Below are 26,339 nucleotides of genomic sequence, written 5' to 3' on the forward strand. Positions count from 1 at the left end.
ATTGGCCCGCGAACGCACCGCCTCGCACACTGAATGCACGTCGCGCGGCATGCCGCCAGACGGTCCCCGTCCACCCGCCAGCAGGAGCACCCCGATGCCATCTCCCCGCCATGCCCGCAGCCCTTCGTCGAGGAGCCGCCGCCGTTTTCTCGGCGGCATCGCCGGCGCGTCGATCGCGCCCGCGCTCTCGTCGTTCCTCATGCCGGGGACGGCCCTCGCGCAGTCGGCGAAGCTGGGCACCGCGGACTACGGCGTGGCGAGCATCGATCCGCTCTACGCGATGGCCTATGTCGCCGCGAAGAAGGGCTACTTCGCGCAGGCCGGCCTCGACGTGCGGCCGCTGAACGCGCAAAGCGGGCCGCGCGCGAAGCAGATGCTCGCGGCGGGGCAATTGTTCGCCGCGACCTCCGGCGTGAACGATCCGGTCTCGCTGACCATCGCGGGCAAGCAGGCGGTGCTGGTCGCGGGCTTCGACAACCGGATCGCGTTCGCCAACATCCTCACCACGAAGAAGCTCCACGAGGGCGGCCTCAAGGACATCAGGTCGCTCGCGGGCCGCTCGATCGGCGTGACCCAGCCCCAGTCGGCGACCTGGCTCATGGCCGTGTACCTGGCGGACCGCGCGGGCATCAAGGACAAGGTGCAGGTCCGGGCGCTGGGCGATTTCTCGACCATGCTCGGCGCCGTGAAGAGCGGGTCGGTCGACTGCTGCACGGCCACCTACTCGATGCTCAACAAGGCGAAGGAGGAGGGCTGGGGCGTTCCGCTGTTCGACGTGACGGACGACGCCAGCTGGAATTCCACCTTCGGCGGCGACGTGCCGGGCGTCGGCCTCTACGTGATGCAGGACAGCATCGACAAGCGCCCCGAGGCCGTGCAGGCACTCGTCACGGGCATCGTCAAGGCCTCCGATTTCATCCGCCAGACGGCGCCGGGCGACATCGTGTCGCTGATCGAGGAGGAGTACCTGCCGGGCTACGGCCGGCAGCTTTCCATCGACTCGGTGTCGGTGTTCAAGAAGATCTGGAGCGGCGACAACCTGATCACGCCGCAGCACTACGCGCGCCTGATGGACGTGATGGGCGGGCGGCAGATCACGCCGCAGGAGATGAAGCAGGTGCCCTACGAGAAGATGGTGAACATGAGCTTCGTCAAGCGCGCGCGGGGCCTCGCATGATCGAGCTGCAGCACGTGAGCAAGGCTTATCTGAGTTCCACGCGCGAGACCTGGGCGATCGGCGACGTCTCGTTCCGCGTGGCCAAGGGCGAGTTCGTGGCGGTCGTGGGCCCGAGCGGCTGCGGCAAGAGCACGCTGCTCAACATGATGGGCAGCTTCATGGCACCGAGCGCGGGCCGCATCGAGATCGGCGGGCGTGCCGTGCGGCACGGAACGATTCCCGACCGGCTGGGCTACATCTTCCAGAAGGACACCGTGCTGCCCTGGCACACCGTGGGCCGCAACATCGGGTTGGGCTTGAAGTTCCGCGGCGTGCCGAACCACGAGATCCGCACAACGGTCCGCAGGCTGCTGGAACTCGCGAACCTCTCGGGCTGCGAGGACATGCTGCCGCACCAGCTGTCGGGCGGCATGCGCCAGCGCGTCGCGCTGCTGATGACGCTCGCCTGCGAGCCCGAGGTGCTGCTGCTCGACGAGCCCTTCGGCGCGCTCGACAGCAACACCAAGATGACGCTGCACCGGGAACTGCTGGACATCTGGCAGAAGCTGGGCCAGACGGTCGTGATGGTGACGCACGACCTCGACGAGGCCGTGAGCCTGTCCGATCGCGTGATCGTGCTGTCGGCGCCGCCCAGCCGGGTGGTGCTCGACCACCGTGTCGACCTGCCGCGGCCGCGCGACGTATTCGGGCTCCGCGACTCGGACGACTTCAGCCATCACGTGCGCGCGATCTGGGCCGTGCTCGGGCGCGAGTTCCAGGCCGCGCAGGGGCGCACCAAGGGACAGGGGGTGGCACATGTCGCCTGAACACGATGCCGCTCGCGCGCTGCAAGGCGCGCAGGACGATGCGGCGGCCCTGCGCAGCCGGGACTTCGCGGCCGCCGCGCGCAAGGCCGCGCGCCGGGAGGCCCTCGGCGTGCTCGCCTGGCAGTGCGCGATCTTCGCGGGCTTCCTCGCGCTGTGGGAAGGGCTGACCCGCGTGCCCTGGTTCGTGAGCAACACCTTCATGGACCCCTTCTTCATCAGCCGGCCCTCGCTGGTCGCGCAGCGCATCTACGAATGGACGCTCGGGAGCAAGGCAGGCTTCATCTGGCCGCACCTGGCATCGACGGTGCTGGCCACGGCCATCGGCCTGGTCGTCTCGGTGGTCACGGGCTTCATCGCCGGGCTGGGCCTGTCGCAGAGCCCGAGGCTGGCCCGCATCCTGGCGCCGTTCATCACCGGCGCCAACTCGCTGCCGCGCATCGCCTTCGTGCCGCTGATCACCATGATCTTCGGCCTGGGGCTGGCGTCGAAGGTGGTGACGGCCTGGTTCATCGTCTTCTTCCTGGTGTTCTTCAACACCTTCAAGGGCGGCCAGAGCATCGAGCCGCACGTGATCAATTTCTGCCGCACCCTGGGCGCCTCGCGCTCGAACCTGCTGTGGAGCGTGCGCATTCCCTTCGTCTCGGGCTGGATGTTCGCCGCCTTGCCGAACGCGGTCGCGTTCTCGCTGATCGGCGTCGTGATCTCGGAGTTCGTGGGCTCGGACCGCGGCATGGGCTACCTGATCATCACCTCGCTGTCGACGCTCAACGCCACCGACATGTTCGCCACCATCACGGTGCTGTCCGTGCTGGGCATCGTGCTCGTTTCCGCCATTCGCCATGTCGAGCAGCGAACGATGAAGTGGTCGCCCGAGTTCCGCGACGCGCACTGAGCGCCGCCCCATCCATTCATTCATTCGAAGGAGAGACACCATGAACACCATCGCCGGCAAGCCGCACAAGCAGGAACCCACGATCGGGGGATCGATCTACGTCCAGCCCGAGCGCATCGAGTGGAAGCCCACGCGCTTCGACAAGGTCATGATCAAGGTCCTCTACGAGAACCCCGAGCAGGGCGAGATGACCTGCCTGCTCAAGCTCGACCCGGGCGCCTACATCCCCTTCCACAAGCACCCGGAGCTCGAGCAGACCCTGGTGCTGTCGGGCTCGGTGGAAGACCACGACGGCCTGGCGCAGGCGGGGGATTACATCTGGCGCAAGCCCGGTTCGTTCCACGACAACAGCTCGAGGACCGGCGCCGTGGTGTTCGCGGTCTATCGCAAGCCGAACATCTTCTTCCACGCCGCATCGGGGGAGACGAAGGGCTTCTGAGCATGAGGCCCCGCACGGCGGGCGCGACTAGGTTCGTCCGTGCTCGCCCGATGAGCGGATCCATTTCGCCCCGGTCCATTCGCCGCTCTCGACCGCGGCCTCCATGCAGCGCTTGAGTTCGCCGACCACGCATTGGCCCGCGGTGGAAGTGCGGCGCGTCGTCGGCAGCGCCAGGTAGATGCTGCGCGCGAACTCGGGCGCCGCGATCGGGGCGGCCGACAGCAGGCCGCGTTCGAGCTCGCTGCGGATCGAGACCGCCGGCAGCACCGAGAAGCCCACGCCCTGAACGACGAGGTCGCGCTGGACCGACAGCGCATTCGTCTCGGCCGCGATCCTGAACGGCACGTCGGCGACCGCGCATGCATGCTCCACGAGTCCGCGCAGGATGTGCGGCTGGCTCGGCAGCACCAGCGGCGCCTGGCCCAGCGCGCGGACCTTCACGGGCTTCTTCAGCGAGAGACTGTGCGCCGCCGGCGCGGTGAGGCACAGCACCTCCTTGAGCAAGGGCTCCAGACTCACGCTCGGCCGTTGCGGGGCGTCGTACAGCAGCGCCATGTCGAGCTCGCCCGTCTCGAGCCAGCGCGCGAGATGGTCCGTGTAGCCCACCGACAGCGACACCTGCACGCCGGGGTAGCGCTCCTTGAGCGCCAGCACCAGCGGCGCGGCCAGCAGCTCGCAGCTGCTCGGCAGCAGTCCCACGTGGACGATGCCCGCGATCGACGGGCCCGAGGGCTGGATTTCCGACCTCGCGTTGTCGAGCTCGCGCAGCGCGCGCCGCGAGTACTCCACGAGCGTGCGGCCCGCCTCCGTCAACACCATGCCGCCGCGGCTGCGCTCGAAGAGCAGCGCGCCGAGGTCGTCCTCCAGCAGCTTGAGCTGCCGCGAGATCGCGGGCTGCACCACATGAAGGAGCTCGGCGGCGCGCGTCACGCTGCCGGTGTCCGCGATTGCCAGAAAGGCCCGAATCTGCCGCGTATCCATCGCGTTTCCTGCCAGCAAAAAAAGTGATTTACCGATCAGAAATGGTAATTCGACGGCATGTGAAATGCAAATTTATGATCCGCCCACTTCATACCGGCACCCGCATCCGCGAGTGACCCGGCAGCCCAGGAGACAGGACCATGGACATTCAGAAGAACCTCATCGGCGGCGAATGGATCGCCGGCCAGGAATCGATCGCCAGCATCAATCCGTCGGACACGCACGACGTGGTGGGCCACTTCGCGCTCGCCGACGCGGCACAGGTCCGCCAGGCCGTGGCGGCCGCGCGCGCCGCCCAGCCGGCCTGGGCGGCAACGACCACGCAGGTCCGCAGCGACCTGCTGCAACGCACGGCGCACGAACTCTTCGCGCGCCGCGAGCAGATCGGCGAGCTGGTCTCGCGCGAAGCCGGCAAGACCCGCGCCGAAGGCATCGGCGAAGTCACGCGGGCCAGCCAGATCTTCGGCTTCTTTGCCGGCGAGGCCGTGCGCTACGGCGGCGAGAACCTCCCGTCGGTGCGCCCGAACATCGGCGTGCAGACCAGCCGCGAGCCGATCGGCGTGGTGGGCCTGGTCACGCCGTGGAACTTCCCCATCGCCATCGCCGCATGGAAGATCGCGCCCGCGCTCGCCTTCGGCAACACGCTGCTGCTCAAGCCTTCCGAAGAGACGCCCGCGGTGGCGAGCGAACTCTTCCGGGTGTTGGAGCGCAACGGCCTGCCCGCGGGCGTCGCCAACCTGGTGAACGGCCATGGCGCGGTCGCGGGCGCGGCCATCGTCGACGGCGTCGATGCGCTGAGCTTCACGGGCAGCGTCGCCACCGGCCGCAAGCTGGCCCAGGCCGCGGTCGCGAAGATGGTGCGCGTGCAGCTCGAGATGGGCGGAAAGAACCCGCTCGTCGTGCTCAACGACGCCGACCTGCCGCAGGCGGTGGAGTGCGCGCTGAACGGCGCCTTCTTCTCGGCCGGCCAGCGCTGCACCGCCTCCAGCCGGCTGATCGTCACCGACGGCATCCACGACCGCTTCGTCGAGGCCCTGCGCGCGCGCATGCGCGAAGTTCAGGTGGGCCACGCCCTGGCGGCCGGCACCGACATCGGCCCGGTGATCAACCAGCGCCAGCTCGACATGATCCAGCGCTACATCGCGGTCGGCAAGGACGAGGGCGCCCGGCTCATCGAAGGCGGTGCCGTGCTCGAGCGTTCGACACCCGGGTTCTTCATGGCGCCCGCGTTGTTCGTCGACACCCGCAACGACATGCGCATCAACCGCGAGGAGGTGTTCGGCCCGTTCGCCACGGTGATCCGTGCCCGCGGCTACGAGGAAGCGCTCGCGCTGGCCAACGACACCGAATACGGCCTGTCGGCCGGGATCTGCACCCAGTCCCACAAGCACGCGACCCACTTCCGCCTGAACGTGAAGAGCGGACTGGCCATGGTCAACCTGCCGACCGCGGGCCTCGACTACCACGTGCCCTTCGGCGGCACCAAGGGCTCGAGCTTCGGCCCGCGCGAGCAGGGGAGCTACGCCGCCGATTTCTACACGCTGACCAAGACCGCCTACATCGGGCATTGATACCAGGAACCACCGGAGACATCGAATGGAAAAAATCGGCTTCATCGGGCTCGGGCGCATGGGCAAGTCCATGGCCCTGAACCTGCGAAAACAGGGCTACCCGCTGGTGGTCCACGACCTGAACGCCGCGGCGGTCAACGAGCTGGTCGATGCCGGCGCGGCGAGCGCGCAGAGCATCGCGCAGATCGCGCGCGAGTGTTCGATCGTCGCGACGATGCTGCCCAGCTCGACCGAAGTGGAGCAGGTGGCCCTGGGCGCGGAGGGCATCTTCGCCAACGCGCGCAAAGGCAACATCCTGCTCGACATGAGCACCATCGACCCGCTGGCCACCGACCGGCTGGCCGCGGCGGCGCGCGCGGCCGGGCAGTCCGTGGTCGATGCGCCCGTCGGCCGCCTGGCCGAACACGCGGACCGCGGCGAATCGCTGTTCATGGTCGGCGCGACCGACGAGGACTTCGCCCGCGTGCGGCCGCTGCTCGATGTCATGGGCTCGACCGTCTACCACTGCGGCGACGTCGGCACGGGCGGCCGGACCAAGCTGGTCAACAACTACGTCGCGGTCACGCTGTGCCAGGTCAACGCCGAGGCGCTCGCGCTGTCGCAGCGTTTCGGGCTCGACATCACCCGCACCCTGCAGGTGCTCTACGGCACCTCGGCGACCAACGGGCAGTTGCGCCTGAACTTCCCGAACAAGGTGCTGGTGGGCGACACCACGCCGGGCTTCACGATCGACCTCGCGCACAAGGACATGGCGCTGGTGATGGGCGCGGCGCACGCGGCCAGGGTGCCGATGCCGGTGGCCGCCGCGGTCTTCGAATCGTTCAGCCTGGCGCGCGCCAGCGAGTACGGAAAGATCGATTTCTCGGGCATCGCCGATGCGGTCTGCGACCTCGCGAGGATCGAGCGCGCACGGGTGCCCGCGGGCTGGAAGGCAGCCTGACGACGGCCAGCGCTTTCGAACGAAACGAGTCCGGCAAGAGGCTCGATCCCTAGCTTCCCGATCAACATAAAGCGCAGTCGAAGCATCGGCTGCCCAGGAGACAAACAATGAGAATGCATGCCATCGCCCTGGCCGTCCTCGCGGGACTGCCCTGGATCCAGAACGCCAGCGCGCAAGCCGCGCCCGATCGCTTCAAGATAGGCTTCGTCACCGACATGTCGGGGCCGTACTCCGACTTCGACGGCGCCGGCGGGCTCGACGCGGTCCGCATGGCGATCGCGGATTTCGGCGGCAAGGTGCTGGGCCGGCCGATCGAGGTGCTGTCCGCCGATCACCAGAACAAGGCCGACATCGCGGCCAACAAGGCGCGCCAGTGGTGGGACCAGGACAAGGTCGAGCTGGTCATCGCGGGGTCCAACTCCTCGGCGTCGCTGGCGATCAGCAACATCTCGAAGGAAAAGAAGAAGGTCTTCATCTCCGCCGGCGCGGGCGCCGACAGCCTGACGGAAGAGGCCTGCCAGCCCTATCTCGTGCGCTACACCTACAGCACCTCGGCCCAGGCGCGCGGCACGGCGACGGCCATGGTGGAGCAGGGCGGCAAGAGCTGGTACTTCGTGACCGCGGACTATGCCTTCGGCTATTCGCTCGAGAAGGCCAGCATCGACGTGGTCCAGGCCAGCGGCGGCACCGTCAAGGGCAGCGTGCGCCATCCGCTGAACGCGAGCGACTTCTCGTCCTACCTGACGCAGGCCCAGGCATCGGGCGCGCAGGTGGTCGGCCTCGCCAACGGCGGCAGCGACCTCATCACCTCGATCAAGACGGCCAAGGAGTTCGGCATCAGCAGCAAGATGCGACTCGCGGGTCTCATGGTGTTCATCACCGACGTGCACAGCCTCGGCCTCGACACCACCAGCGGCATGTACCTGACCGATGGCTGGTACTGGGACCTCAACGACAAGTCGCGCGCCTTCGCGACCCGCTTCTACGAGAAGCACAAGAAGATGCCCACCACCTTCCAGGCCGGCGACTACTCGGCCACGCTGAGCTACCTGAAGGCGGTGGAAGCGGCGCAGAGCACCGACGCCGACAAGGTGATGGCCGCGCTCAAGTCGCTCAAGATCGACGACATGTTCGCGCAGGGCTACATCCGCGCGGATGGCGCGATGGTGCACGACATGTACCTGATGCAGGTCAAGAAGCGCAGCGAATCGAAGCAGCCGTGGGACTACTACAAGGTGGTCTCGAAGATCCCGGGCGAGCAAGCCTATGCGCCGACGAAGCCCGGCGCCTGCCACCTGATGCCCAAGAGCTGATCCGCGCCGAAGCCGTGCCGCCGCCGCGTTTCGCGCGGCGCGCGGCCGCACGGCTATTTTTCCTTGCCCCACTCTCTTTTCCATGTCGTATCGCACGGACATCATTCTCGAAACACGCCAGCTCACCAAGGAGTTCAAGGGCTTCACTGCTGTCAGCAAGGTCGACCTCTCGGTCGTGCGCGGTTCGATCCACGCGCTCATCGGCCCCAACGGCGCAGGCAAGACGACCTGCTTCAACCTGCTCACGAAGTTCCTCGAGCCCACCAGCGGCACGATCCTTTTCAACGGCCAGGACATCACGGGCGAGCGCCCCGCGCAGATCGCGCGGCGCGGCATCATCCGCTCGTTCCAGATCTCGGCCGTGTTCCCGCACCTCACGCTGCTGGAGAACGTGCGCCTGGGGCTGCAGCGCAGGCTGGGCACCTCGTACCACTTCTGGAAGAGCGAGAAGTCGCTCGAGCCCTTGAATGCGAGGGCGCGCGAGCTGCTCGCCGAGGTGGGCCTCGAAGAACTCGCCGAAGAGCAGACCGTGAACCTGCCCTATGGCCGCAAGCGCGCGCTCGAGATCGCGACCACGCTCGCGATGGAGCCCGAGCTGATGCTGCTGGACGAGCCCACGCAGGGCATGGGCCATGAGGACGTGCACCGCGTGGCCGAGCTGATCAAGCGCGTGTCGGCGGGCCGCACCATCCTGATGGTCGAGCACAACATGAGCGTGGTCTCGACCATCGCCGACACCATCACCGTGCTGCAGCGTGGCGCCGTGCTGGCCGAAGGCCCCTACGCGGAAGTCTCGAAGAACCCGCAGGTCATGGAGGCCTACATGGGCACCACCGACGGCCAACTGCAGGGAGCCCACTGATGACCGCCGCACTCGAGATCAAGGGCCTGCAGGCCTGGTACGGCGAATCGCATGTGCTGCACGGCGTCGACATGGTTGTGCAGCCGGGCGAGGTCGTGACCTTGCTGGGCCGCAACGGCGCGGGCCGCACGACCACGCTGCGCGCGATCATGGGCCTGACCGGCGCGCGCAAGGGCAGCATCGAGGTCAATGGCCGGGAGACGATCGCGATGCCCACGCACCGCATCGCGCACCTGGGCATCGGCTACTGCCCCGAGGAGCGGGGCATCTTCGCGAGCCTGTCGTGCGAGGAGAACCTGATGCTGCCGCCCGAGCTCAAGGGTGCGGGGCAGGGCATGTCGGTCGACGAGATCTACGCGATGTTCCCGAACCTGGCGGAGCGCCGCCACAGTCAGGGCACGCGGCTGTCGGGTGGCGAACAGCAGATGCTCGCGGTCGCCCGCATCCTGCGCACGGGCGCCAAGCTGCTGCTGCTCGACGAGATCTCCGAAGGCCTGGCGCCAGTGATCGTGCAGGCGCTGGCGCGAATGATCACGACCTTGCGTTCCAAGGGCTACACCATCGTGATGGTGGAGCAGAACTTCCGCTTCGCGGCGCCGCTGGCCGATCGCTTCTACGTGATGGAGCACGGCCGCATCGTCCTGAAGTTCGGCGCCGACGAGCTCGAAGCCAGGATGCCCGTGCTCAACGAATTGCTGGGAGTCTGAGGCGATGACGACTGTCTTTGGTTTTCCCGTGCAGGCCCTGCTGAGCCAACTGCTGCTGGGCCTGGTCAACGGGTCGTTCTATGCGATCCTGAGCCTCGGGCTCGCTGTGATCTTCGGGCTGCTCAACGTCATCAACTTCGCGCATGGCGCGCTGTTCATGGTGGGCGCGGTGTTCAGCTGGATGGCGATGAGCTACCTCGGCATCGGCTACTGGGCGATGCTCGCCGTGGCGCCGCTGGTCGTCGGCCTGCTCGGCGTGCTGATCGAGCGCCTGTTCCTGCGCTGGATCTACAAGCTCGACCATCTCTACGGCCTGCTGCTCACCCTGGGCCTCACGCTGCTGATCGAAGGCGCATTCCGCTCGGTCTACGGTGTCTCGGGCCTGAGCTACGACACGCCCACGGCATTGGCCAGCGCCAGCGACCTGGGCTTCATGGTGCTGCCCAACTACCGCGCCTGGGTGGTCGTGGCCTCGCTCGCCGTGTGCTTCGCCACCTGGTATGCGATCGAGAAGACGCGGCTGGGCGCCTACCTGCGCGCGGGCACCGAGAACCCGCGGCTGGTGGAGGCCTTCGGCGTCAACGTGCCGCTGATGATCACGCTGACCTATGCCTTCGGCTGCGGCCTGGCCGCCTTCGCCGGCGTGCTGGCCGCGCCGGTGATGCAGGTTTCGCCGCTGATGGGGCAGAACCTCATCATCGTGGTGTTCGCCGTCGTCGTGATCGGCGGCATGGGTTCGATCATGGGCGCGATCCTCACCGGCCTGGGCCTGGGCGTGATCGAAGGCCTCACCAAGGTGTTCTACCCGGAGGCCTCGTCCTCGGTCGTGTTCGTGATCATGGTCATCGTGCTGCTGGTGCGCCCGGCCGGCCTGTTCGGCAAAGAAAAGTGAGTCCGCGGTCATGAAGAAGATCTCTCTCGTCCTCTATCCGCTGCTGCTCGCCGGGCTGCTGCTCGCGCCTTTCCTCGGCGCCTATCCGGTGTTCGTGATGAAGCTGTTGTGCTTCGCGCTGTTCGCGGCCGCCTTCAACCTGTTGCTGGGCTTCGCCGGCCTGCTGTCCTTCGGGCACGCGGCGTTCCTGGGCTGTTCGGCCTATGTCGCGGGCCAGGCCATGAAGGCCTGGGGCCTGACGCCCGAGCTCGGCCTGCTCGCGGGCACGCTCACCGGTGCCTTGCTCGGCTGGGTCTTCGGTGCGCTGGCGATCCGCCGCCAGGGCATCTACTTCGCGATGATCACGCTGGCGCTCGCGCAGATGATGTTCTTCGTGGCGCTGCAGGCGAGGTTCACCGGTGGCGAGGACGGCCTGCAGGGCGTGCCGCGCGGCAAGCTGTTCGGCCTGCTCGACCTGGGCAACGACCTCACGATGTACTACGTCGCGCTCGCCGTGTGCGTGCTGGCCTTCCTGCTGATCGTGCGCACCGTGCATTCGCCGTTCGGCCAGGTGCTCAAGGGCATCAAGGAGAACGAGCCGCGCGCGCTCTCGCTGGGCTACGACGTCAGCCGCTTCAAGCTGCTGGCCTTCGTGATCTCGGCGGCGCTGTCGGGCCTCGCGGGTTCGCTCAAGACGCTGGTGCTGGGCTTCGCCACCTTGTCCGACGTGCACTGGACCGCGTCGGGCCAGGTCGTGCTGATGACGCTGGTGGGCGGACTCGGCACGCTGTCGGGCCCGCTGGTGGGATCGGCCGTGGTCGTGCTGCTGGAGAACAAGCTCGGCGAGTTCGGCAGCCTGCTCGCGCGCCTCACCACCATCGAGTGGTTCAACACGCTGGGCGAGTCGGTGACCATGGTCACGGGCCTGATCTTCGTGGTGTGCGTGCTGGCCTTCCGCAAGGGGATCATGGGCGAGGTGGTGGCGTTCATGGAACGGCGCCGCCCGTAGCCGGCCCGAGCGCGCGCCCAGCGACGATGCCATCAGAAAAACCTATGGTGGTATCAATACGTTGTAGTTTTCGGCGCCGCGCGCGGATCCTAGGATCCGTGCCACATGAATGAAGAACAAGGCCTTCGCGCCCCTGGCCGCATCGGGCTGTCGCAATCGGGCTTCATCGCCACGGTCACCATCGAGAACCCCGGCCGGCGCAATGCGCTGACGGTGGCGATGTGGGAGGCGCTGCGGGCGGTGTTCGCCGACCTGCGGCAAAGCGAGACGCTGCGCTGCGTGGTGCTGCGCGGTGCGGCGGGCAACTTCGCGGCCGGCGCCGACATCTCGGAGTTCGAGCAGGTGCGTGCCACGCGCGAGCAGGTGACGGAGTTTCACGAGCAGTGCGTGTCCGGTGCCCTGCGCGCCATCCACGACCTGCCCGTGCCGGTGATCGCGCTGATCGAGGGCGCCTGCGCGGGCGGCGGCCTGGAGATCGCCTCGGTCTGCGACCTGCGTATCGCGGGCCGCGGCGCCCGCCTCGGCATCCCGATCCGGCTGCTGGGCTTTCCGCTCGCGCTCGGCGAGATGGAATGGCTCTACCGGCTCGCCGGTCCCGCGCTCACGGCCGAGCTGCTGTTCGAAGGCCGCATGCTCGATGCACAGACCGCGTGGGCCAAGGGCCTGCTGACCGACGTGGTCGACGATGCGGATGTCGAGCGGCGCGCCCAGGCGGCCGCCGAGGCCGTCGCGCAGAGCGCGCCGCTGGCGGTTCGCGCGCTCAAGCGGCAGCTGCGCCGGCTGATGGAAGACCCGAGTCCCGTGACGCGGGAAGAGCGCCTGGCGAGCTATGCGTTCGCGGACACGCAGGACTACCGCACGGGACTGCGCGCTTTCCGCGAGAAGACCCATCCCGAATTCATCGGCCGCTAGCAACCCTGACCGGCACCGTGCCGATCGCCTCTCAAGAAAGCTGCTCATGACCCAAGCGCTGCCCCTCGCGGGCCTCCGCGTGCTCGACCTCTCGCGGGCGCTGTCCGGCCCGTTCTGCTCGATGATCCTCGGCGACTTCGGCGCTGAGGTCGTGAAGATCGAGCCGGCGCCGCACGGCGACATGGTGCGCCAGTGGGGACCCTTCGCCGAGGACACCAGCGTCTACTACCTCTCTGGCAACCGCAACAAGAAGAGCCTGGCGCTGGACTTTCGCCACCCCGAGGGCCTGGCGATCGTGCGCGAGATGGCAGCGAAGGCCGACATCCTGGTGGAGAACTTCCGCGCTGGCGTGATGGCGCAGATGGGCATGGGCCAGGCCGAGCTCATGGCGCTGAACCCCGGGCTGATCCACGGCAGCATCACCGGCTTCGGCAGCGACGGCCCCAAGGGCCACTGGCCGGGCTTCGACCAGATCGCGCAGGGCTTCTCGGGCTTCATGAGCTTCACGGGCACGCCCGAGTCCGGCCCGCAGCGCGTGGGCGTGGCGATCGGCGATCTCACCTCCGGCATGTGGACCGCCATGGGCATCCTGGCGGCGGTGATCCAGCGCCAGGCCAGCGGCCAGGGCCAGAAGGTCGAGACCTCGCTGCTCGCGAGCCTGGTCGGCTTGCTCAGCGTGCAGGGGCAGCGCTACCTGTCGCTCGGCGAGGTGCCGGCGCCGGTGGGCAACGTGCATCCGGTGATCGCGCCGTACGGCGTGTTCGAGGCGCAGGACGGGCCGCTGAACATCGGTGGCGCCACGCAGGAGCAATGGGTGAAGATCGCGCGCCTGCTCGGCCTGGAGGCGCTGCTGTCGGATCCGCGCTTCGTCAACAACGCGGCGCGCATGCAGCACCGCATCGCGCTCAAGGAGCTGCTCGAGGAACGCCTGCGCACGCAGCCGCGCGCGGCCTGGACCGCGCAGATGGTCGCGCTGGGCATTCCGGCGGGGCCGATCAACGACATCGCCGACGTGTTCGCCGATCCGCAGGTGCAGCACTGCGGGCTGGTCGAGGAGTTCACCCATCCCGTCATCGGGCCCATGCGGCAGGTCGGCAACCCGGTGCGCATCGACGGCTTGCGCGAGGGCAGCGTGCGCCTGCCGCCACCGCTGCTCGGGGAACACACGGTCGAAGTGCTGCGGGATTTCGGCTATGGTCGCGAGCGGATCGACGCCTGGCTCGCCGACGGTGTCGTGAGCCAACACGGGCTCGGCTGAGTTCGGCCCCCTTCTTTCCACCATCGGCCTGCCCCCGCGCCCGGGCGGCCATCACCCCTTCTCGCCATGGAAATACGCCAGCTGCGCTACTTCGTCGCGATCGTCGACAGCGGCTCGCTCTCGCGCGCGGCGGCGCTGGTCCACATCGTCCAGCCCGCGCTGAGCCAGCAGATGACCCAGCTCGAGGAAGAGCTCGGCACCCAGCTGCTGCAGCGCAGCGTCAAGGGCGTCACGCCGAACGATGCGGGACAGGCGCTGTACCGCCATGCGCAGCAGATCCTCAAGCTCGCGGGCGACACGAAGAACGTGGTGAAGGCGTCGGACGCGGGCCTGAGCGGGCGCGTGCGGCTCGGGCTGCCGTCGAGCATCGCGATGGTGCTGGTCGGGCCGCTGATCGCCGCGCTCGAGGAGCGCCATCCGCAGATCGTGCTCGAGGTCTACGAGAGCCCCAGCACCTTCCTCGCGGCGCACCTGATCAACGAGCGCGTCGAGCTCAGCGTGCTGGTCGACGACGTGGCGCTGCCCGGCATCGAGGCCGTGCCGCTGGTGGACGAGCCGCTGTACTTCGTGCAGCCGCGCCGCAAGCCGCTGGTGCGCGCGGGCCGCAGCATCGACCTGCGGGCGGTGGCCAGCGTGCCGCTGATGCTCACGACACAGGTCACCACCTTGCGCGACCTGGTCGACCGCGCCTTCGCCGAGGCGGGCGTGGCGCCGCAGATCAAGGCCGAGGCGAGCTCGATCCACACCGTGCTGGCCATGGTCGCGCAGGGCGGCGCGGGCACCGTGATCCCGCATTCGGCGCTGGCCTGGCATGCCGCCGCGCAGTTGCTGCGCCAGACCCCGATCGAGCCGCAGATCGTGCGCCGCGCGACGCTCGCGCATTCGCGCCTGAACCGGTTGCAGCCCGCCGCCGCCTGCGTGCACGCACTGATCGTGAGCGTGGTGCGCGAGCTGGTGCGCTCCCGCCGCTGGGACGGGGCGCGGCTGGTGGCCGGCAGCTGAGCGCGTGCGTGCGGCGCCATCGGTCGGCGCTATACCGGTAGCAGGATTTCGTAGTGTTCAGTTCGGGAGGCCGTCCCTACAGTCGACTGCACAAATCGACGGAGACACCATGAACATCCTCAGGGCCACACGGCTCGTATCCTGGGCGCTGATCGCCATGCCCCTGCTGGCGGGCGCGCAGCCCGACTATCCCGCGCGCCAACCCGTGCGCCTGATCGTGACCTTCGCGCCGGGTGGCGGCTCCGACACCATCGCGCGCTCGCTCAACGCCAAGATGAGCGAGAAGCTCGGCCAGACGGTCATCGTGGAGAACAAGCCCGGCGCTGGCGGATCGATCGCCACCGACTACGTCGCGAAGGCCGCGCCCGACGGTTACACGGTGCTGTTCACCGTCTCCTCGCACAGCATCAACCAGGCCCTGTACCCCTCGCTGCCCTTCAACACCGAGCGCGACCTGCGCGGGGTCACGCTGATCGGTGCGCTGCCGCAGGTGCTCGCGGTCCATCCGTCGGTGCCGGCCAGCAATCTCAAGGAGTGGATCGCGCTGGGCCAGCGCGATCCGCGGTACCGCCAGTACGCGACCGGCGGCATCGGCTCGCCGGGCCACTTCGCGGGCGGCCTGCTGCAGTCGATGGCCAAGCTCTCGCTGCAGCACATTCCCTACCGCGGCGCGGGACCCGCGATCGCGGACGTGGTGGGCAACCAGGTGCCCGCGGTGTTCGGCACCCTGAGCGGCGCGCTGCCGCACATCCGCAGCGGCAAGCTCAAGGCGATCGCCGTGACCTCGAAGGAGCGCTCGCCGCTGCTGCCCGAGGTGCAGACCATCGCGGAATCGGTGCCGGGCTACGAATCCGACACCTGGATCGGCACCTTCGTGCCGCACGGCACGCCGCAGGCCGTGGTCGACAAGCTGCACCAGGCCACGCTCGCGGCCCTGGCCGACAACGAGGTCAAGGCACGCATGGAAACCCAGGCCGGGCGCGTGATCGGCGGGTCGCCCGAGGCGCTCGACAAGCTGGTCTCGCAGGAGATCGTGCAGTTCACGCGCGTGGTGCGCGAGCAGGGGATCAAGCCCGAGTAGGCGCTCGATCGGGCGAGCTTGCGGTTACCGCGTTGCGCCCTTCCCGGGGCATGGGTAGAGCTCGCGCATGTGCAGCCGGAACGCCTGCTCCATCGGCATCGTCCGCTGTTCGGGCGGCAGCCTCAGCAGGAAGGGGATCAGCGTGTCGGTGGTGATCTTCGCGGACTTGCCGGGGCAGCTGTCGATCGTGGTGCCCGCGGCCCTGGCCTTGAGCACATCGGTGCGGTAGTTGTCGCCGATGTTCGCCAGCCCGCGGATCGCCGCCACGTAGTCGGCGTTCTGCTCGGCGCGCTCGGGACCGACCTCGCCGAGCACCTGCGCGCCGCGCAGGAAGTCTTCCACCGTCAGCGATGCGCTGTGGTCGGGCCCGATGGATGGCGGGAGATCGCGCGAAGGCGTCTGCGCCAGCGCTGGCGGGCAGGCGAACATCGCGAGCAGAAGGGTGGCACTGGCAAGGCGCCGCACGGGTTCAGAAACTGTTGGCTTCACCACCGGGCAGGTTGTAGGTATCGGAGCCGGGGAATGCATCAGAAGGCTTGGGGATCGCGCGCCTGTGGATGGCCGCGAAGCTCAGGCAGCAGGCGGCGCCGACGATGGGGATGAGCCATACCAGGGCCAGCTGCCATGCGCGCTGCCGGCCCGAGTAGAAATCACTGCGCAGCACCACGACCGTTGCGGCCAGGTCGCCCGCGAGGACCGCGATGGCGATGGCTGCGAGGACGTAGGGGAGGGGGCCGTGCAATGGGTGTGCTCTGGGGAGGGGGTCGAACGAATGTAGCGACGGGGTCGCGCGGGCGTCAACGGCCTGGAACAGATTGACACAGCGGAAACGTCTTTCGCTCTTCGATGCGGTTTTCAATGCGCGGCGGCTTCGGCCGCCTCGTCCGGCAGGCTCCCCTTCGATTTCACGAACGCCTGCATGTGTTTCAGGAAGGCGTTCGCCGCCGGCGTCAGCTCCGCGTCGCTGCGCGAATAGACGCCCATGTTCCGCTTGACCGTCGGCCGCACCAGCATCCGCATCTGCACGCCGGTGCGGCGCGAGAGCTGGCGCACGTTGACCGGCAGCGCGGCCACGCCCATGCCCGCGGCCACCATGCTGATCAGCGTGGAGGAGAAGGTCGCGACATGCGCGGGCACCGGTCGCAGGCCGACGGAATCGAAGGCCGCGTCGGCCAGCGCGCGCGACGGGCTCTGGTCGGACAGGCTGATCAGCGGATGCTTGGCGAGCTCGCGCCAGGTGACGGCGCCGCGCTCCGCGAGCGGATGGCCATCGGGCACCAGCGCCACCAGATGGTCCTGGTAGAGCGTGACCTCCGTCAGCCCCGGCTCGCCTTCGACCAGCGTGCCGACGCCGAGGTCGACCTCGCCGCGGCGCACCTGGTCGCGGATGGTCTCCTCGAAGCCGTCCTTGAGGATGCACTGGATACCCGGATGGCGCTGCTGGAACGACTGGATCACCCAGGGCAGCAGCGTGGCCGCGATCACGATGGAGGCGGCCACCGTGACCCGGCCGCGCTTGACCTCGGCCAGCGCGCGCGACCCGGCGACGGCGGCCTCGAGGTCCTCGAGCGCCTTGCGCGCCAGCGGCAGGAACTCGGCGCCCGCTTCGGTCAACTGGACCACGCGCGTGCTGCGGTAGAACAGCCGCAGCCCGATCTGCTCCTCGAGTTCCTTGACCAGCGTGGACAACGCGGAGGGCGAGAGGTGCATGCGCTCGGCCGCGCGCGCGAAGGCACCGACCTCGGCCACCGCGAGGAAGGCGCGGATCTGGCGCAGCGTAATATTCATCTTTGGCGAATAATCGTTCGGATCATTCTGATTGTCCAAGCATTGAGCCGGTGCTGCAATGGCGCCGTCCATCGATCAGGAGCATCCCCATGACGACATCCGCCACGGCGAACACGGCCCCGCGCGCCGAAGACCGGCCCGCATCCTCGACCAGTCCGCGTCGTGTCGCCGCCGCGAGCCTGGTCGGCACCACGCTGGAGTTCTACGACCACTTCGTCTTCGGCACGGCGGCGGCGCTGGTGTTTCCGAAGCTGTTCTTCCCGCAGACCGATCCCTTCGTCGCGACCATCCTGTCGCTGCTGTCGTACGGCATCGCCTTCGTCGCGCGGCCGGTGGGGGCCGCGATCTTCGGCTCGCTGGGCGACAAGCTCGGGCGGCGCTTCGTGCTGGTCTCGACCTTGCTGGTCATGGGCCTGTCGACCTTCCTGATCGGGCTGCTGCCGACCTACGAGCACGTCGGGCTGCTCGCGCCGCTGCTGCTGGCGGTGCTGCGCTTCGCCCAAGGGCTCGCGCTGGGCGGCGAATGGGGCGGGGCGGCGCTGATGGTCAACGAGTTCGATGCCAGCGGGCGCCGCCGCGGCTTCTACGGCAGCCTGGTGCAGGTCGCGAGCCCGATCGGCGTGCTGATCGCCAATGCGATGTTCGGCTTCATGAACACGGTCACCACCGACGCGCAGTTCATGGACTGGGGCTGGCGCGTGCCCTTCCTCGCGAGCATCCTGCTCGTGGGCATCGGCTACTTCATCCGCCGCACGATCGAGGAATCCCCGGTCTTCAAGAGCCTCGAGAAGAGCGACCACAAGGCCGAGGCGCCGCTGGCCGAGACACTGCGCAAGCACTGGCGCCAGGTGCTGCTGGCGATCGGGGTGCGGGCCGGCGAGGGCGTCATCTGGTATGTGTTCTCGCTGCTGCTGTTGATCTACGTGCCGAACCGGCTCGGCCTGCCGCGGCAGGTGGCCTTGAACGCCGTGCTGTGGGGCGCGGCGGTCGGCGTGGTCGCGATCCCGCTGTTCGGCGCGCTGTCCGACCGCTTCGGCCGCAAGCCCATGCTGCTGCTCGGCGTGGCCGCCTCGATCGTCTGGTCGTTCGCGTACTTCCCGCTGCTGGAGACGCGCAATCCCTCGCTGGTGGTGCTCGCCTCGGTGATCGGCATGGTCTGCCAGGCCTCGCTGTGGGCGCCGCTCGCGGCCTTCATCCCCGACATGTTCGAGTCCAGGGTGCGGTGCACGGGCGCATCGCTGGGCTTCCAGCTCGCGGGGGTCTTCGGCGGCGCGCTCGCGCCCAGCATCTGCGTCTGGTTGCTCGACCGCTTCGACAGCCCGCTGTCGATCTCGATCTACTGCACCCTCGGCCTGCTGCTGATCGGGGTCTGCGTGGCGAAGGCGAAGGTGCAGCGATGAGCGAGGCGGTGCGCGACTTCATCGGCTACGGGCGCGCGCGTCCGGACTTCGAATGGCCGGGTGGGCGACGCGTCGCGCTCAGCGTGGTCGTCAACTACGAGGAGGGCGCGGAGAACTGCGTGCTCGAGGGCGATACTTTCTCGGAGGTGCTCAACAGCGACGTGTCGGGCGCGACGGCGCGCGCCGGGCGCCGCAACCTGGTGGTGGAGTCGCACTACGAGTACGGCAGCCGGGCCGGCCATTGGCGCATCCTCGACCTGCTCGCCGAATGCCGGGTGCCGGCCACCTACTTCGCGGTGTCGGGCGCGCTCGAGAAGCATCCCGAGGCCGCGCGATCGATCGTCGAGGCCGGGCACGAGGTGGTCTCGCACGGCGCGCGATGGATCGACTACGACGAGGTGCCCGAGGCGACCGAGCGCGCGCACATGGCCCGTTCGCTGGACGTGCTCGAACGCCTGTGCGGCGAACGCCCGGTCGGCTGGTACACCGGCCGCGTCAGCCCGCGCACGCGCGCGCTGGCCGTCGAGCAGGGGCTGCAGTACGACTCGGATGCCTACAACGACGACCTGCCGTACTGGACGCGCGTCGGGGACAAGCCGCATCTGGTGCTGCCCTACAGCTTCGACTGCAACGACATGCGCTTCGCCTCGGCGCCGGGCTTCGACACGCCCGACGACTTCACCGACCACCTGCGGCGCACGCTCGCCTGCCTGCGGCGCGAAGGTCGCCGGCAGGCGTCGATGATGTCGATCGGCCTGCACCTGCGTCTGGCCGGGCGGCCCGGGCGCACGGAGGCGCTGCGCGAGTTCCTGCTCGCGGCCTCCGAATTCCCCGATGTCTGGTTCTGCCGGCGGCGCGACATCGCGCAGTTCTGGCGGCATCGCTTTCCGGCCACGCCATGACGGCGAGGACGCTGTTCCTCAATCCGAACTCGAGCCGCGAGATCACGGCCACGCTGCGGCGCCACATCGCGCGTGGCGGCTGGCCGTCCGGGTGCTGGGCTGCAGCCGAAGTCGAGGCGGCGCCACGGATCATCGGCTCAGCCGCCGACAACGCGCGGGCCGAGGCGGCGCTGGCGCGTGCATTGCCGGGCCTGAGCGAAGGCTTCGACCGGGTGGTGGCCATGTCGTCGGTCGACACGGGCTACGAGATCGTGCGCGAGCGCTTCGGCGATGCGGCCCATGGTTTCACGCGCAGCGTGCTGGCGCTGCACCGGAAGCTCGGGCATCGGCTCGACATCGTGACCTTCGACCGCGGCATGACGGCGCTCTACGAGGCAGCCTTCGAGGCGACCGGCCATGCGTGCGTGATCGACGGCTGGCAGGTGATCGATCTCGCGCCGGCCGTCATCGCCGCGCAGCCCGAGATCGGGCTGGATGCGCTGCGCGAGCGCTGCGAGGGCTTCGGTGGGCGGCAGCCGGTTTTCGTGGTTGGCGTGGTTGGTATCGGGCTCGCCGCGGGCCTGCGCGATGCCGGTATGCGGCAGGTGATCGATCCGGTGGCGGACCTGCTCGCCTGGCTCGGCGAGGGCTGAAGCGCCGACGCCCGCTCAGTCCCAGCGCGCGAGAACCCGCGCAGCCGGCGTCGCCTCGCGCGCCGCCGGCCCCTGCACCCGCGACGGCGTGCGCGAGAAACGCGGCGCCGGTGCCGGCTGCCGCACGCCTTCCACATCGACGAAGGCCTCGCGCGCACTTTGGTGCGGATGCGCGGGCGCTTCGCTCAGCGCGAGCACGGGCGCGACGCAGGCATCGCTGCCGTCGAACAGCGCGGCCCATTCGTCGCGACAGCGGGTGAGGAACAAGCGCTCGAACTCGGCGCGCAGCGCGGGCCAGCGCGCGCGGTCGTGCTGCGCATCGCGCAGCGCGGGGTCGACGCCCAGGCGCTCGCACAGCTCGGCGAAGAACTGCGGCTCGATCGGCCCGATGCAGACATGGCGGCCGTCGGCAGTGGCGTAGCTGCCGTAGTAGGGAGCGCCGCCGTCGAGCGCATTGGTGCCGCGTTCCTCGGAGAAGGTGCCGCGCATCGCGCTGGTGGCGAACAGGCTCATCAGCGAGTTCACGCCGTCGACGATGGCCGCGTCGACCACCTGGCCCTGCCCCGAGCGCCGGCTTTCGAGCAGCGCGGCCAGGAGGCCGACGACGAGGTAGAGGCTGCCGCCGCCGTAGTCGCCCACGAGGTTCAGCGGCGGCATCGGCGCGCCGCCGGCCGGGCCGATGGCATGCAGCGCGCCGGTCAGCGCGATGTAGTTGATGTCATGGCCCGCGGCCTGCGCGAGCGGGCCGTGCTGGCCCCAGCCCGTCATGCGGCCGTAGACCAGCCGTGGATTGCGCCGCAGCGCCTCGTCGGGGCCCAGGCCCAGGCGTTCCATCACGCCGGGCCGGAAGCCCTCGACCAGCACGTCGGCGCGTGCCAGCAGGCCCAGCACCTCCTCGCGCGAGCCGGGGTCCTTGAGGTCGGCCAGCACCACGGTGCGGCCGCGGCCCGTGATGTCGCTGCGGTCGCCGAGGCGGCGCGCGGGGCGGTCGATGGTGATCACGTCGGCGCCCATGTCCGACAGCAGCATGCAGGCGAAGGGCGCGGGCCCGAGGCCGGCGAATTCGACCACGCGCAGGCCGGCGAGCGGGCCGCTGGCCTCGTGGGGAGTGGAGGTGGGATTCATCGTGGGGAGGAAGGTGTGTGGGGGTTGCGTCGTGCCACATGCCGCGCGATGCGCCAGCCGAACACGATCGCGGGCCCGAGCGTGATGCCCGGCCCCGGATAGGCGCCGCGCATGATCGAGGCCATGTCGTTGCCGCAGGCGTAGAGGCCCGCGATGGGCTGCCCGTTCGTGTCGAGCACGGCCCCGTCGGTATCGGTGGCCAGGCCCGCGCTCGATGCGGCTTCACCGGGCCAGACCGCCAGCGCGCAGAACGGCGCTTGCGCGATCGGGCCGAGGCAGGGGTTGGGCGCATGCGCCGCATCGCCGTTGAAGCGGCCGAGCTCGGTGCTGCCCTTGCCGAAGTCCGGGTCCTCGCCGGTTTCTGCATGGCGGTTGTGGCGCGCGACGGTGGCGGCCAGCGTGCGCGCATCGATGCCCAGCTGCGTGGCCAGTGCGTCGATGTCGTGCGCGAGCACGAGATAGCCCGATGCCTCGTGCCGCCGCAGCGCGCTCGCGCGCGTGTCGGGCGGGATCGTGCCGAGGCCGTAGGCGCGTACGAAGGCCGCGTCGCAGACCAGCCAGGCCGGCGGCGTCGATGCGCCGGGGCGCATGCGCGCTAGCAAGGCCTCGACGAAGTGGTGGTACGAAGCGCTCTCGTCGACGAAGCGGCGCCCGTCGGTGTCGACCGCGATCAGCCCGGGCTTGGCGCGGTCGAGGTACAGGTGCGGAAACAGGCCGGGTTCGCCGTTGGCGCGCGGTGCCAGCGAGACGGGCTGCCAGAAGAAGTCGCCCCGATGGCGTTCGAGCCGCGCCCCGGCCCGCAGCGCGGCATCGAGGCCCTCGCCGCGGTTGCCTTCGAAGGACTGCGGCCGCAGCGTGCGCGGCGACACGCCGGCCGGCGCCAGCTGGGCGCGCAACGCCGCATGATGGCCGACACCGCCGGTGGCGAGCACCACGCCGAGGCGGCTCGCGATGCGCCGCGTCGATCCCTCGTGGTCGAACACGCCGCCCGTGACGCGGCCCGCCGAGATATCGAGTTGCCGCAGCCGCATGCCGAAGCGCACCGGCACACCGGCCTGGCGCAGGCTGAAGTACAGCCGCGCGACGAGCGCATTGCCCAGCACCAGGCGCGTGCCGCGCGCATGCGTGAGCCGATCGCGCGCATGGCGCAGCACCAGCCGCGCGGCATGGCGGAAGTTCGCGATGCTGCGCCAGCGGTAGGCCAGGGCCTGCACGTCGGCCTTGTTGGCCATCATGCCGCCGAGCACCATGAACTCGGGCATCGGCGCGCGGATGCGCTCGAAGTCGCGGCCCAGCCGCCGGCCGTCGAAGGGCAGCGGCGAGAGCGCGCGTCCCGCCACGGCAGCGCCGGGCAGCGCGAGATAGTCGGGATGGCGGCCGGCCGAGGCGAAGCGCAGTTCCGAACGGGCCTCGAGGAAGGCGATCGCCTCGGGGGCGCTCGCGAGATAGGCGGCGCGCAGCCCGCGCGGATCGTCCTCGCCGAGGATTGCGTCGAGATAGCGCGCGGCCTCGGCGGCGGAGTCGGCAAAGCCCGCGGCAGCGCCCTGCGCATTGCCGGGCACCCACAGCGTGCCGGCCGAAGTGGCGGTGGTGCCGCCGACCTGTTCACCGGCTTCGCACAGCACCACGTCGAGGCCCATGAGCGCTGCCGAGAGCGCGGCGCTCATGCCGCCCGCGCCGGCGCCGATCACGAGCAGGTCGCAGGTATGGCCTTTCGGGCCTTCGGTGCGCGCGGACTCAGGCACGCCGCCACTGCAGCAGCGCGTACGGCGGCTGCGCATCCGGATGGTGTTCGAACACGCCCTCGACCTCGGCGCCGATCTCCACCGCCTGCATCGAATCGCCGAGCAGGTTGCCGACCATGCGTACGTTGCCGGCCCCGGGCAGTTCGACCAGCACCACGAGGTAGGCGCCATGCTCCTTGAGTGCCGCATGCGCCGGATGCCACACGCGCTCCCAGCTGTAGATGCGGCCGCGCGGCGCGACGTCCACCCAGGCGGGATCGAAGGCATGGCAGCGGTGGCAGATCCACTCGGGGCCGAACTGCCAGGTGCCGCAGTGGGCGCAGCGCTGCACGCGCAGCACGCCCTCGCGCAGGCCTTGCCAGTAGGGTTCCGACAATCCGTCGGGCTCCGACACGGGGATCGGCAGGCCCGCGGGCAGGTAGCGCTTCTCGTCGTTCGTCTCGTTCACAGCACGTTCTCCGATCCCAGCAGCAGGTCGCTCGCGGGCGTGACCATGGGGCCGCCGATCACCAGCGCCACGTCGCTGCGCGCCGCCTGGCTGGTCGAGCTGCCGCGCACCTGGCGCACCGCCTCGAGCACCAGCTCGAAGCCGTGCATGTAGCACTCGGCGAGGTTGCCGCCGCTGGTGTTCAGCGGCAGCCGGCCCGTGGGGGCGACGAGGTTCTCGAGCGTGAGGAAGTCATTGGCCTCGCCGGGTTCGAAGAAGCCGTGCTCGGCCAGCGCCATCGCCACGCCGCCGGTGAAGTTCTCGTAGTTCTGCACCACGCCCACGTCGGCCGGCGCGATGCCGGCCATGGCGTAGAGATCGGGTGCCACGGTGTCGAAGCCCGCGCTCGCATAGCGCGGCGCATTGTGCGGATGGGCGCCGGCGCGAAAGCCCGAGCCCGAGGCCGCGCCGAGCAGGTAGGCGGGCTTGTGCGCGAAATCCTTCGCACGCTCGGCCGCCACCAGCACGATCGCGGCGGCGCCGTCGTTCTCCATGCAGCAGTCGTACAGGTGGAAGGGCTCGGCGATCCAGCGCGAGGCGTCGTACTTCGCAGCGTCGAGCGGCTTGCCGTGCATCACGGCGCGTGGATTGGCCTGCGCATGGTGGTAGGAGGCGAGCGCGATGGCGCGCAGCGCCTCCTGCCGCACGCCGTGTTCGTGCATGAAGCGCCGCACGCGCATCGCGAAGCGCTGCGGCGGCGAGAGCACGCCATGGGGCATGAGGTAGGCCTTCTCGCCGGAGATGGTGTCGATGCCGCCGACCTGGCCGAAGCGCCCGTGCTGGCCTTGCGCGAGCGCGCGGAACACAATCACGCAGTCGGCCAGGCCGGCCGCGATGGCGGCCGCGCCGTTGGCCACCGCGGCCGCGCAGCCGCCGCCACCGCCGCCCCACTGCATGGTGGCCGAGCGCAGGCGGTGGATGCCCAGCGCGGCCGCCAGCCGCGAGGCCTCGCTGCGGTCGTCGCTGTACGAGGCGAAGCCGTCGATCTCGCGCGGATCGAGGCCCGCATCGGCACAGGCGGCGAGGATGGCCTTGAGCGCGAGCTTGAACTCCGCGTCGGGCGACTGGCCGTGGCGGTAGTAGGCGGTCTCGCCGATGCCGACCACGGCGACCCGGCCGCGCAGCGTGCGGCTGGTCATGCCGGCGTGCCGGCGGGTTCGTGCCGCTCGGCGGGCGGGCCGAAGGCGCCGGCGCGCGCGAGCGCCGCGAAGCGCTGCTCGTCGTAGCCCAGCGCCTCGCGCAGCACCTCCTGCGTGTGCTGGCCGACGGTGGGCGCGGCCACCGGGTCGGCGATCGGCGTGCGCGAATAGCGGATCGGCAGCGCCATGTTCGGCACCCAGCCCACCTGCGGATGCGGAATGCGCGTCACCAGCCGGCGTTCGCGCGCCTCGGGCGAGCGGATGGCCTCGCCGACCGAGCGCACCTGGCCGCAGGGCACGCCGGCCGCGCGCATGCGCGACTGCCAGTGCGACCAGGGCTGCTTCGCGAAGGCCTCGCCGAGCAGCGCGAACAGAAGCTCGCGCCGCTGCGAGCGCTCGCGGCCGCTGGCATAGGCCGGGTCCGCGGCCACGTCGGGCCGCTCGAGCACCTGCGTCATCAGGCGCTGGAAGATCTTGTTGTTGCCGCAGTTGATGTAGAACGAGCCGTCCTGGGCCTCGAACACGCCCGAGGGGCAGGTGTCGGGGCTGGTGTTGCCGTGGCGCTGCGGCTCGGCGCCGCTGAACACGTGCTGCAGCGTCGCATAGCCGGTCATCAGCACCGCGTTGTCGAACAGCGCCACCTCCACCGCCTGCCCGCGGCCCGTGCGCTCGCGCGCCACCAGCGCGCCGAGGATCGCGTTGCCCGCCATCATCGCGGTGCTGATGTCCATCACCGGCGACAGCGCGCGCACGCCCTGTCGGTCGGCATAGCCGTTCATCGAGACGAAGCCGCTCTCGGCCTGCGCGATCGGATCGAAGCCCAGGCGGTCGGCGAAGGCGCCCTCGCGGCCGTAGGCCGACACCGAGCAGTAGACGAGCTCGGGGTTGGCCTTGCGGCAGCTCTCGTAGTCGAGTCCGAAGCGCTCCATCACGCCGGTGGAGAAGTTCTCGACCACGACGTCGGCGCTCGCGATCAGTGCGCGCGCCACCTCCAGGCCCTCGGGCGTCTTCAGGTCCAGCGCTACGCTGCGCTTGTTGCGGTTCGACCAGAGGAAGGGCGCGCCCTGCGCGAGCTCGGGGTGCACCGGCGGGTATTGGCGGAAGTCGTCGCCGCGCCCGGGCGCCTCGATCTTGATCACGTCGGCGCCCATGTCGGCCAGGATCATGGTGGCGAAGGGGCCGGCGATGAAGTGGGTGAAGTCCACCACCTTGATGCCGGCCAGCGCCTGCGGCGCGCCCGCGGGGCGCGGCTGGTGCTCGGGAAAATCGGATTCCAGGTTTTCAAGCATGGAGGCGGTTC

Annotated in this window: 27 protein-coding genes; 18 read left to right on the forward strand and 9 right to left on the reverse strand. The window is 69.5% G+C overall.

What is annotated here, in order from left to right:
• Positions 1-94: 94 nt before the first annotated feature.
• From AC07PU_RS03000 to AC07PU_RS03015, 4 genes are read left to right on the forward strand one after another with little or no spacing between them, the layout of a single operon-like run.
• Positions 95-1,177 carry an ABC transporter substrate-binding protein gene (locus AC07PU_RS03000; RefSeq protein ID WP_495315107.1) on the forward strand — a complete coding sequence of 361 codons (1,083 nt, stop codon included), beginning with the start codon at positions 95-97 and terminating at the stop codon, positions 1,175-1,177.
• A complete protein-coding gene (locus tag AC07PU_RS03005; RefSeq protein ID WP_495315109.1) occupies positions 1,174-1,983 on the forward strand; it encodes an ABC transporter ATP-binding protein in 810 nt (269 codons plus the stop codon). The genes AC07PU_RS03000 and AC07PU_RS03005 overlap by 4 nt, the downstream gene beginning before the upstream one ends.
• Positions 1,973-2,875 carry an ABC transporter permease gene (locus AC07PU_RS03010; RefSeq protein WP_431514162.1) on the forward strand — a complete coding sequence of 301 codons (903 nt, stop codon included), beginning with the start codon at positions 1,973-1,975 and terminating at the stop codon, positions 2,873-2,875. The genes AC07PU_RS03005 and AC07PU_RS03010 overlap by 11 nt, the downstream gene beginning before the upstream one ends.
• Before the next feature lie 40 nt (positions 2,876-2,915).
• Entirely contained in the window at positions 2,916-3,314 is a 399-nt protein-coding gene (locus AC07PU_RS03015) for a cupin domain-containing protein (RefSeq protein WP_495315111.1), read from the forward strand.
• A gap of 27 nt (positions 3,315-3,341) precedes the next feature.
• On the opposite strand, the gene AC07PU_RS03020 is transcribed toward AC07PU_RS03015, so the two are convergent.
• Positions 3,342-4,295 (reverse strand): LysR family transcriptional regulator, encoded by a 954-nt coding sequence (locus tag AC07PU_RS03020; protein WP_495315113.1) that lies wholly within the window; start codon positions 4,293-4,295, stop codon positions 3,342-3,344.
• A 146-nt stretch (positions 4,296-4,441) separates the two neighbouring features.
• On the opposite strand from AC07PU_RS03020, the gene AC07PU_RS03025 reads away from it, so the two are divergent.
• From AC07PU_RS03025 to AC07PU_RS03075, 11 genes are all read left to right on the forward strand, one after another.
• The gene (locus AC07PU_RS03025) at positions 4,442-5,866 is read left to right on the forward strand and encodes an aldehyde dehydrogenase family protein (protein ID WP_495315799.1); all 1,425 of its coding nucleotides are present in this window, start codon (positions 4,442-4,444) and stop codon (positions 5,864-5,866) included.
• The gene (locus tag AC07PU_RS03030; protein ID WP_495315801.1) at positions 5,862-6,806 is read left to right on the forward strand and encodes an NAD(P)-dependent oxidoreductase; all 945 of its coding nucleotides are present in this window, start codon (positions 5,862-5,864) and stop codon (positions 6,804-6,806) included. Before AC07PU_RS03025 ends, AC07PU_RS03030 begins: the two co-directional genes overlap by 5 nt.
• Positions 6,807-6,913: 107 nt before the next feature.
• Positions 6,914-8,119, forward strand: coding sequence for an ABC transporter substrate-binding protein (locus tag AC07PU_RS03035; protein WP_093352225.1), 1,206 nt, complete (start codon positions 6,914-6,916; stop codon positions 8,117-8,119).
• An 82-nt stretch (positions 8,120-8,201) separates the two neighbouring features.
• The gene (locus AC07PU_RS03040; RefSeq protein WP_422098975.1) at positions 8,202-8,981 is read left to right on the forward strand and encodes an ABC transporter ATP-binding protein; all 780 of its coding nucleotides are present in this window, start codon (positions 8,202-8,204) and stop codon (positions 8,979-8,981) included.
• Complete coding sequence (locus AC07PU_RS03045) at positions 8,981-9,688, forward strand: ABC transporter ATP-binding protein (protein ID WP_495315116.1); 708 nt, start codon at positions 8,981-8,983, stop codon at positions 9,686-9,688. The genes AC07PU_RS03040 and AC07PU_RS03045 overlap by 1 nt, the downstream gene beginning before the upstream one ends.
• Positions 9,689-9,692: 4 nt before the next feature.
• A complete protein-coding gene (locus AC07PU_RS03050; protein WP_203207150.1) occupies positions 9,693-10,580 on the forward strand; it encodes a branched-chain amino acid ABC transporter permease in 888 nt (295 codons plus the stop codon).
• Positions 10,581-10,590: 10 nt separating this feature from the next.
• Positions 10,591-11,568, forward strand: a complete 978-nt coding sequence (locus tag AC07PU_RS03055; protein ID WP_495315119.1) for a branched-chain amino acid ABC transporter permease — start codon at positions 10,591-10,593, stop codon at positions 11,566-11,568.
• A gap of 105 nt (positions 11,569-11,673) precedes the next feature.
• Positions 11,674-12,480 carry an enoyl-CoA hydratase-related protein gene (locus tag AC07PU_RS03060; RefSeq protein ID WP_495315121.1) on the forward strand — a complete coding sequence of 269 codons (807 nt, stop codon included), beginning with the start codon at positions 11,674-11,676 and terminating at the stop codon, positions 12,478-12,480.
• Between the two features lie 46 nt (positions 12,481-12,526).
• Positions 12,527-13,738: a CaiB/BaiF CoA transferase family protein gene (locus tag AC07PU_RS03065; protein WP_495315123.1), complete on the forward strand. Its 1,212-nt coding sequence runs from the start codon at positions 12,527-12,529 to the stop codon at positions 13,736-13,738.
• 66 nt (positions 13,739-13,804) lie between these two features.
• Positions 13,805-14,740 (forward strand): LysR substrate-binding domain-containing protein, encoded by a 936-nt coding sequence (locus AC07PU_RS03070; protein ID WP_495315125.1) that lies wholly within the window; start codon positions 13,805-13,807, stop codon positions 14,738-14,740.
• A gap of 109 nt (positions 14,741-14,849) precedes the next feature.
• The gene (locus AC07PU_RS03075) at positions 14,850-15,821 is read left to right on the forward strand and encodes a tripartite tricarboxylate transporter substrate binding protein (protein WP_093349327.1); all 972 of its coding nucleotides are present in this window, start codon (positions 14,850-14,852) and stop codon (positions 15,819-15,821) included.
• A gap of 24 nt (positions 15,822-15,845) precedes the next feature.
• Here AC07PU_RS03075 and AC07PU_RS03080 read toward each other — a convergent pair whose 3' ends face one another.
• The 3 genes from AC07PU_RS03080 to AC07PU_RS03090 form a co-directional block, all read right to left on the reverse strand.
• Entirely contained in the window at positions 15,846-16,286 is a 441-nt protein-coding gene (locus tag AC07PU_RS03080; RefSeq protein ID WP_495315128.1) for a hypothetical protein, read from the reverse strand.
• 4 nt (positions 16,287-16,290) lie between these two features.
• The gene (locus AC07PU_RS03085; protein WP_495315130.1) at positions 16,291-16,563 is read right to left on the reverse strand and encodes a hypothetical protein; all 273 of its coding nucleotides are present in this window, start codon (positions 16,561-16,563) and stop codon (positions 16,291-16,293) included.
• Positions 16,564-16,676: 113 nt separating this feature from the next.
• The gene (locus AC07PU_RS03090) at positions 16,677-17,609 is read right to left on the reverse strand and encodes a LysR family transcriptional regulator (RefSeq protein ID WP_495315132.1); all 933 of its coding nucleotides are present in this window, start codon (positions 17,607-17,609) and stop codon (positions 16,677-16,679) included.
• An 89-nt stretch (positions 17,610-17,698) separates the two neighbouring features.
• Here AC07PU_RS03090 and AC07PU_RS03095 point away from each other — a divergent pair, with 89 nt between their 5' ends.
• Genes AC07PU_RS03095 through AC07PU_RS03105 form a run of 3 tightly spaced genes read left to right on the forward strand, consistent with a single transcriptional unit; the run spans position 17,699 to position 20,543 of the window.
• The gene (locus AC07PU_RS03095) at positions 17,699-19,009 is read left to right on the forward strand and encodes an MFS transporter (RefSeq protein ID WP_296782499.1); all 1,311 of its coding nucleotides are present in this window, start codon (positions 17,699-17,701) and stop codon (positions 19,007-19,009) included.
• On the forward strand, positions 19,006-19,911 hold the full coding sequence (locus tag AC07PU_RS03100) for a polysaccharide deacetylase family protein (RefSeq protein WP_495315135.1): 906 nt from the start codon (positions 19,006-19,008) through the stop codon (positions 19,909-19,911). Before AC07PU_RS03095 ends, AC07PU_RS03100 begins: the two co-directional genes overlap by 4 nt.
• A complete protein-coding gene (locus tag AC07PU_RS03105; protein ID WP_495315137.1) occupies positions 19,908-20,543 on the forward strand; it encodes an aspartate/glutamate racemase family protein in 636 nt (211 codons plus the stop codon). The genes AC07PU_RS03100 and AC07PU_RS03105 overlap by 4 nt, the downstream gene beginning before the upstream one ends.
• Before the next feature lie 15 nt (positions 20,544-20,558).
• Here the strand turns inward: AC07PU_RS03105 and AC07PU_RS03110 are convergent, their stop codons facing one another.
• The 5 genes from AC07PU_RS03110 to AC07PU_RS03130 are packed head-to-tail and all read right to left on the reverse strand — an operon-like array spanning position 20,559 to position 26,328.
• On the reverse strand, positions 20,559-21,668 hold the full coding sequence (locus tag AC07PU_RS03110; RefSeq protein ID WP_495315139.1) for a CaiB/BaiF CoA transferase family protein: 1,110 nt from the start codon (positions 21,666-21,668) through the stop codon (positions 20,559-20,561).
• On the reverse strand, positions 21,665-23,413 hold the full coding sequence (locus AC07PU_RS03115; protein WP_495315141.1) for an FAD-dependent oxidoreductase: 1,749 nt from the start codon (positions 23,411-23,413) through the stop codon (positions 21,665-21,667). The genes AC07PU_RS03110 and AC07PU_RS03115 overlap by 4 nt, the downstream gene beginning before the upstream one ends.
• A complete protein-coding gene (locus tag AC07PU_RS03120) occupies positions 23,406-23,861 on the reverse strand; it encodes a Zn-ribbon domain-containing OB-fold protein (protein WP_495315143.1) in 456 nt (151 codons plus the stop codon). Before AC07PU_RS03120 ends, AC07PU_RS03115 begins: the two co-directional genes overlap by 8 nt.
• Entirely contained in the window at positions 23,858-25,039 is a 1,182-nt protein-coding gene (locus tag AC07PU_RS03125; protein WP_495315145.1) for a thiolase C-terminal domain-containing protein, read from the reverse strand. The genes AC07PU_RS03120 and AC07PU_RS03125 overlap by 4 nt, the downstream gene beginning before the upstream one ends.
• On the reverse strand, positions 25,036-26,328 hold the full coding sequence (locus AC07PU_RS03130; RefSeq protein WP_495315147.1) for a CaiB/BaiF CoA transferase family protein: 1,293 nt from the start codon (positions 26,326-26,328) through the stop codon (positions 25,036-25,038). Before AC07PU_RS03130 ends, AC07PU_RS03125 begins: the two co-directional genes overlap by 4 nt.
• Positions 26,329-26,339 lie beyond the last annotated feature (11 nt).

This window comes from Variovorax sp. GW821-FHT10D07, assembly GCF_059415325.1.

Excerpts from the sequence above, each read along its gene's own strand:
- AC07PU_RS03075 (WP_093349327.1), top strand. The coding sequence starts at position 14,850 with ATGAACATCCTCAGGGCCACACGGCTCGTATCCTGGGCGCTGATCGCC.
- AC07PU_RS03105 (WP_495315137.1), top strand. The coding sequence starts at position 19,908 with ATGACGGCGAGGACGCTGTTCCTCAATCCGAACTCGAGCCGCGAGATC.
- AC07PU_RS03055 (WP_495315119.1), top strand. The coding sequence starts at position 10,591 with ATGAAGAAGATCTCTCTCGTCCTCTATCCGCTGCTGCTCGCCGGGCTG.
- AC07PU_RS03130 (WP_495315147.1), bottom strand. The coding sequence starts at position 26,328 with ATGCTTGAAAACCTGGAATCCGATTTTCCCGAGCACCAGCCGCGCCCC.
- AC07PU_RS03040 (WP_422098975.1), top strand. The coding sequence starts at position 8,202 with ATGTCGTATCGCACGGACATCATTCTCGAAACACGCCAGCTCACCAAG.
- AC07PU_RS03015 (WP_495315111.1), top strand. The coding sequence starts at position 2,916 with ATGAACACCATCGCCGGCAAGCCGCACAAGCAGGAACCCACGATCGGG.
- AC07PU_RS03060 (WP_495315121.1), top strand. The coding sequence starts at position 11,674 with ATGAATGAAGAACAAGGCCTTCGCGCCCCTGGCCGCATCGGGCTGTCG.
- AC07PU_RS03065 (WP_495315123.1), top strand. The coding sequence starts at position 12,527 with ATGACCCAAGCGCTGCCCCTCGCGGGCCTCCGCGTGCTCGACCTCTCG.
- AC07PU_RS03090 (WP_495315132.1), bottom strand. The coding sequence starts at position 17,609 with ATGAATATTACGCTGCGCCAGATCCGCGCCTTCCTCGCGGTGGCCGAG.
- AC07PU_RS03070 (WP_495315125.1), top strand. The coding sequence starts at position 13,805 with ATGGAAATACGCCAGCTGCGCTACTTCGTCGCGATCGTCGACAGCGGC.
- AC07PU_RS03125 (WP_495315145.1), bottom strand. The coding sequence starts at position 25,039 with ATGACCAGCCGCACGCTGCGCGGCCGGGTCGCCGTGGTCGGCATCGGC.
- AC07PU_RS03005 (WP_495315109.1), top strand. The coding sequence starts at position 1,174 with ATGATCGAGCTGCAGCACGTGAGCAAGGCTTATCTGAGTTCCACGCGC.
- AC07PU_RS03020 (WP_495315113.1), bottom strand. The coding sequence starts at position 4,295 with ATGGATACGCGGCAGATTCGGGCCTTTCTGGCAATCGCGGACACCGGC.
- AC07PU_RS03100 (WP_495315135.1), top strand. The coding sequence starts at position 19,006 with ATGAGCGAGGCGGTGCGCGACTTCATCGGCTACGGGCGCGCGCGTCCG.
- AC07PU_RS03000 (WP_495315107.1), top strand. The coding sequence starts at position 95 with ATGCCATCTCCCCGCCATGCCCGCAGCCCTTCGTCGAGGAGCCGCCGC.
- AC07PU_RS03095 (WP_296782499.1), top strand. The coding sequence starts at position 17,699 with ATGACGACATCCGCCACGGCGAACACGGCCCCGCGCGCCGAAGACCGG.
- AC07PU_RS03035 (WP_093352225.1), top strand. The coding sequence starts at position 6,914 with ATGAGAATGCATGCCATCGCCCTGGCCGTCCTCGCGGGACTGCCCTGG.
- AC07PU_RS03010 (WP_431514162.1), top strand. The coding sequence starts at position 1,973 with ATGTCGCCTGAACACGATGCCGCTCGCGCGCTGCAAGGCGCGCAGGAC.
- AC07PU_RS03110 (WP_495315139.1), bottom strand. The coding sequence starts at position 21,668 with ATGAATCCCACCTCCACTCCCCACGAGGCCAGCGGCCCGCTCGCCGGC.
- AC07PU_RS03050 (WP_203207150.1), top strand. The coding sequence starts at position 9,693 with ATGACGACTGTCTTTGGTTTTCCCGTGCAGGCCCTGCTGAGCCAACTG.
- AC07PU_RS03045 (WP_495315116.1), top strand. The coding sequence starts at position 8,981 with ATGACCGCCGCACTCGAGATCAAGGGCCTGCAGGCCTGGTACGGCGAA.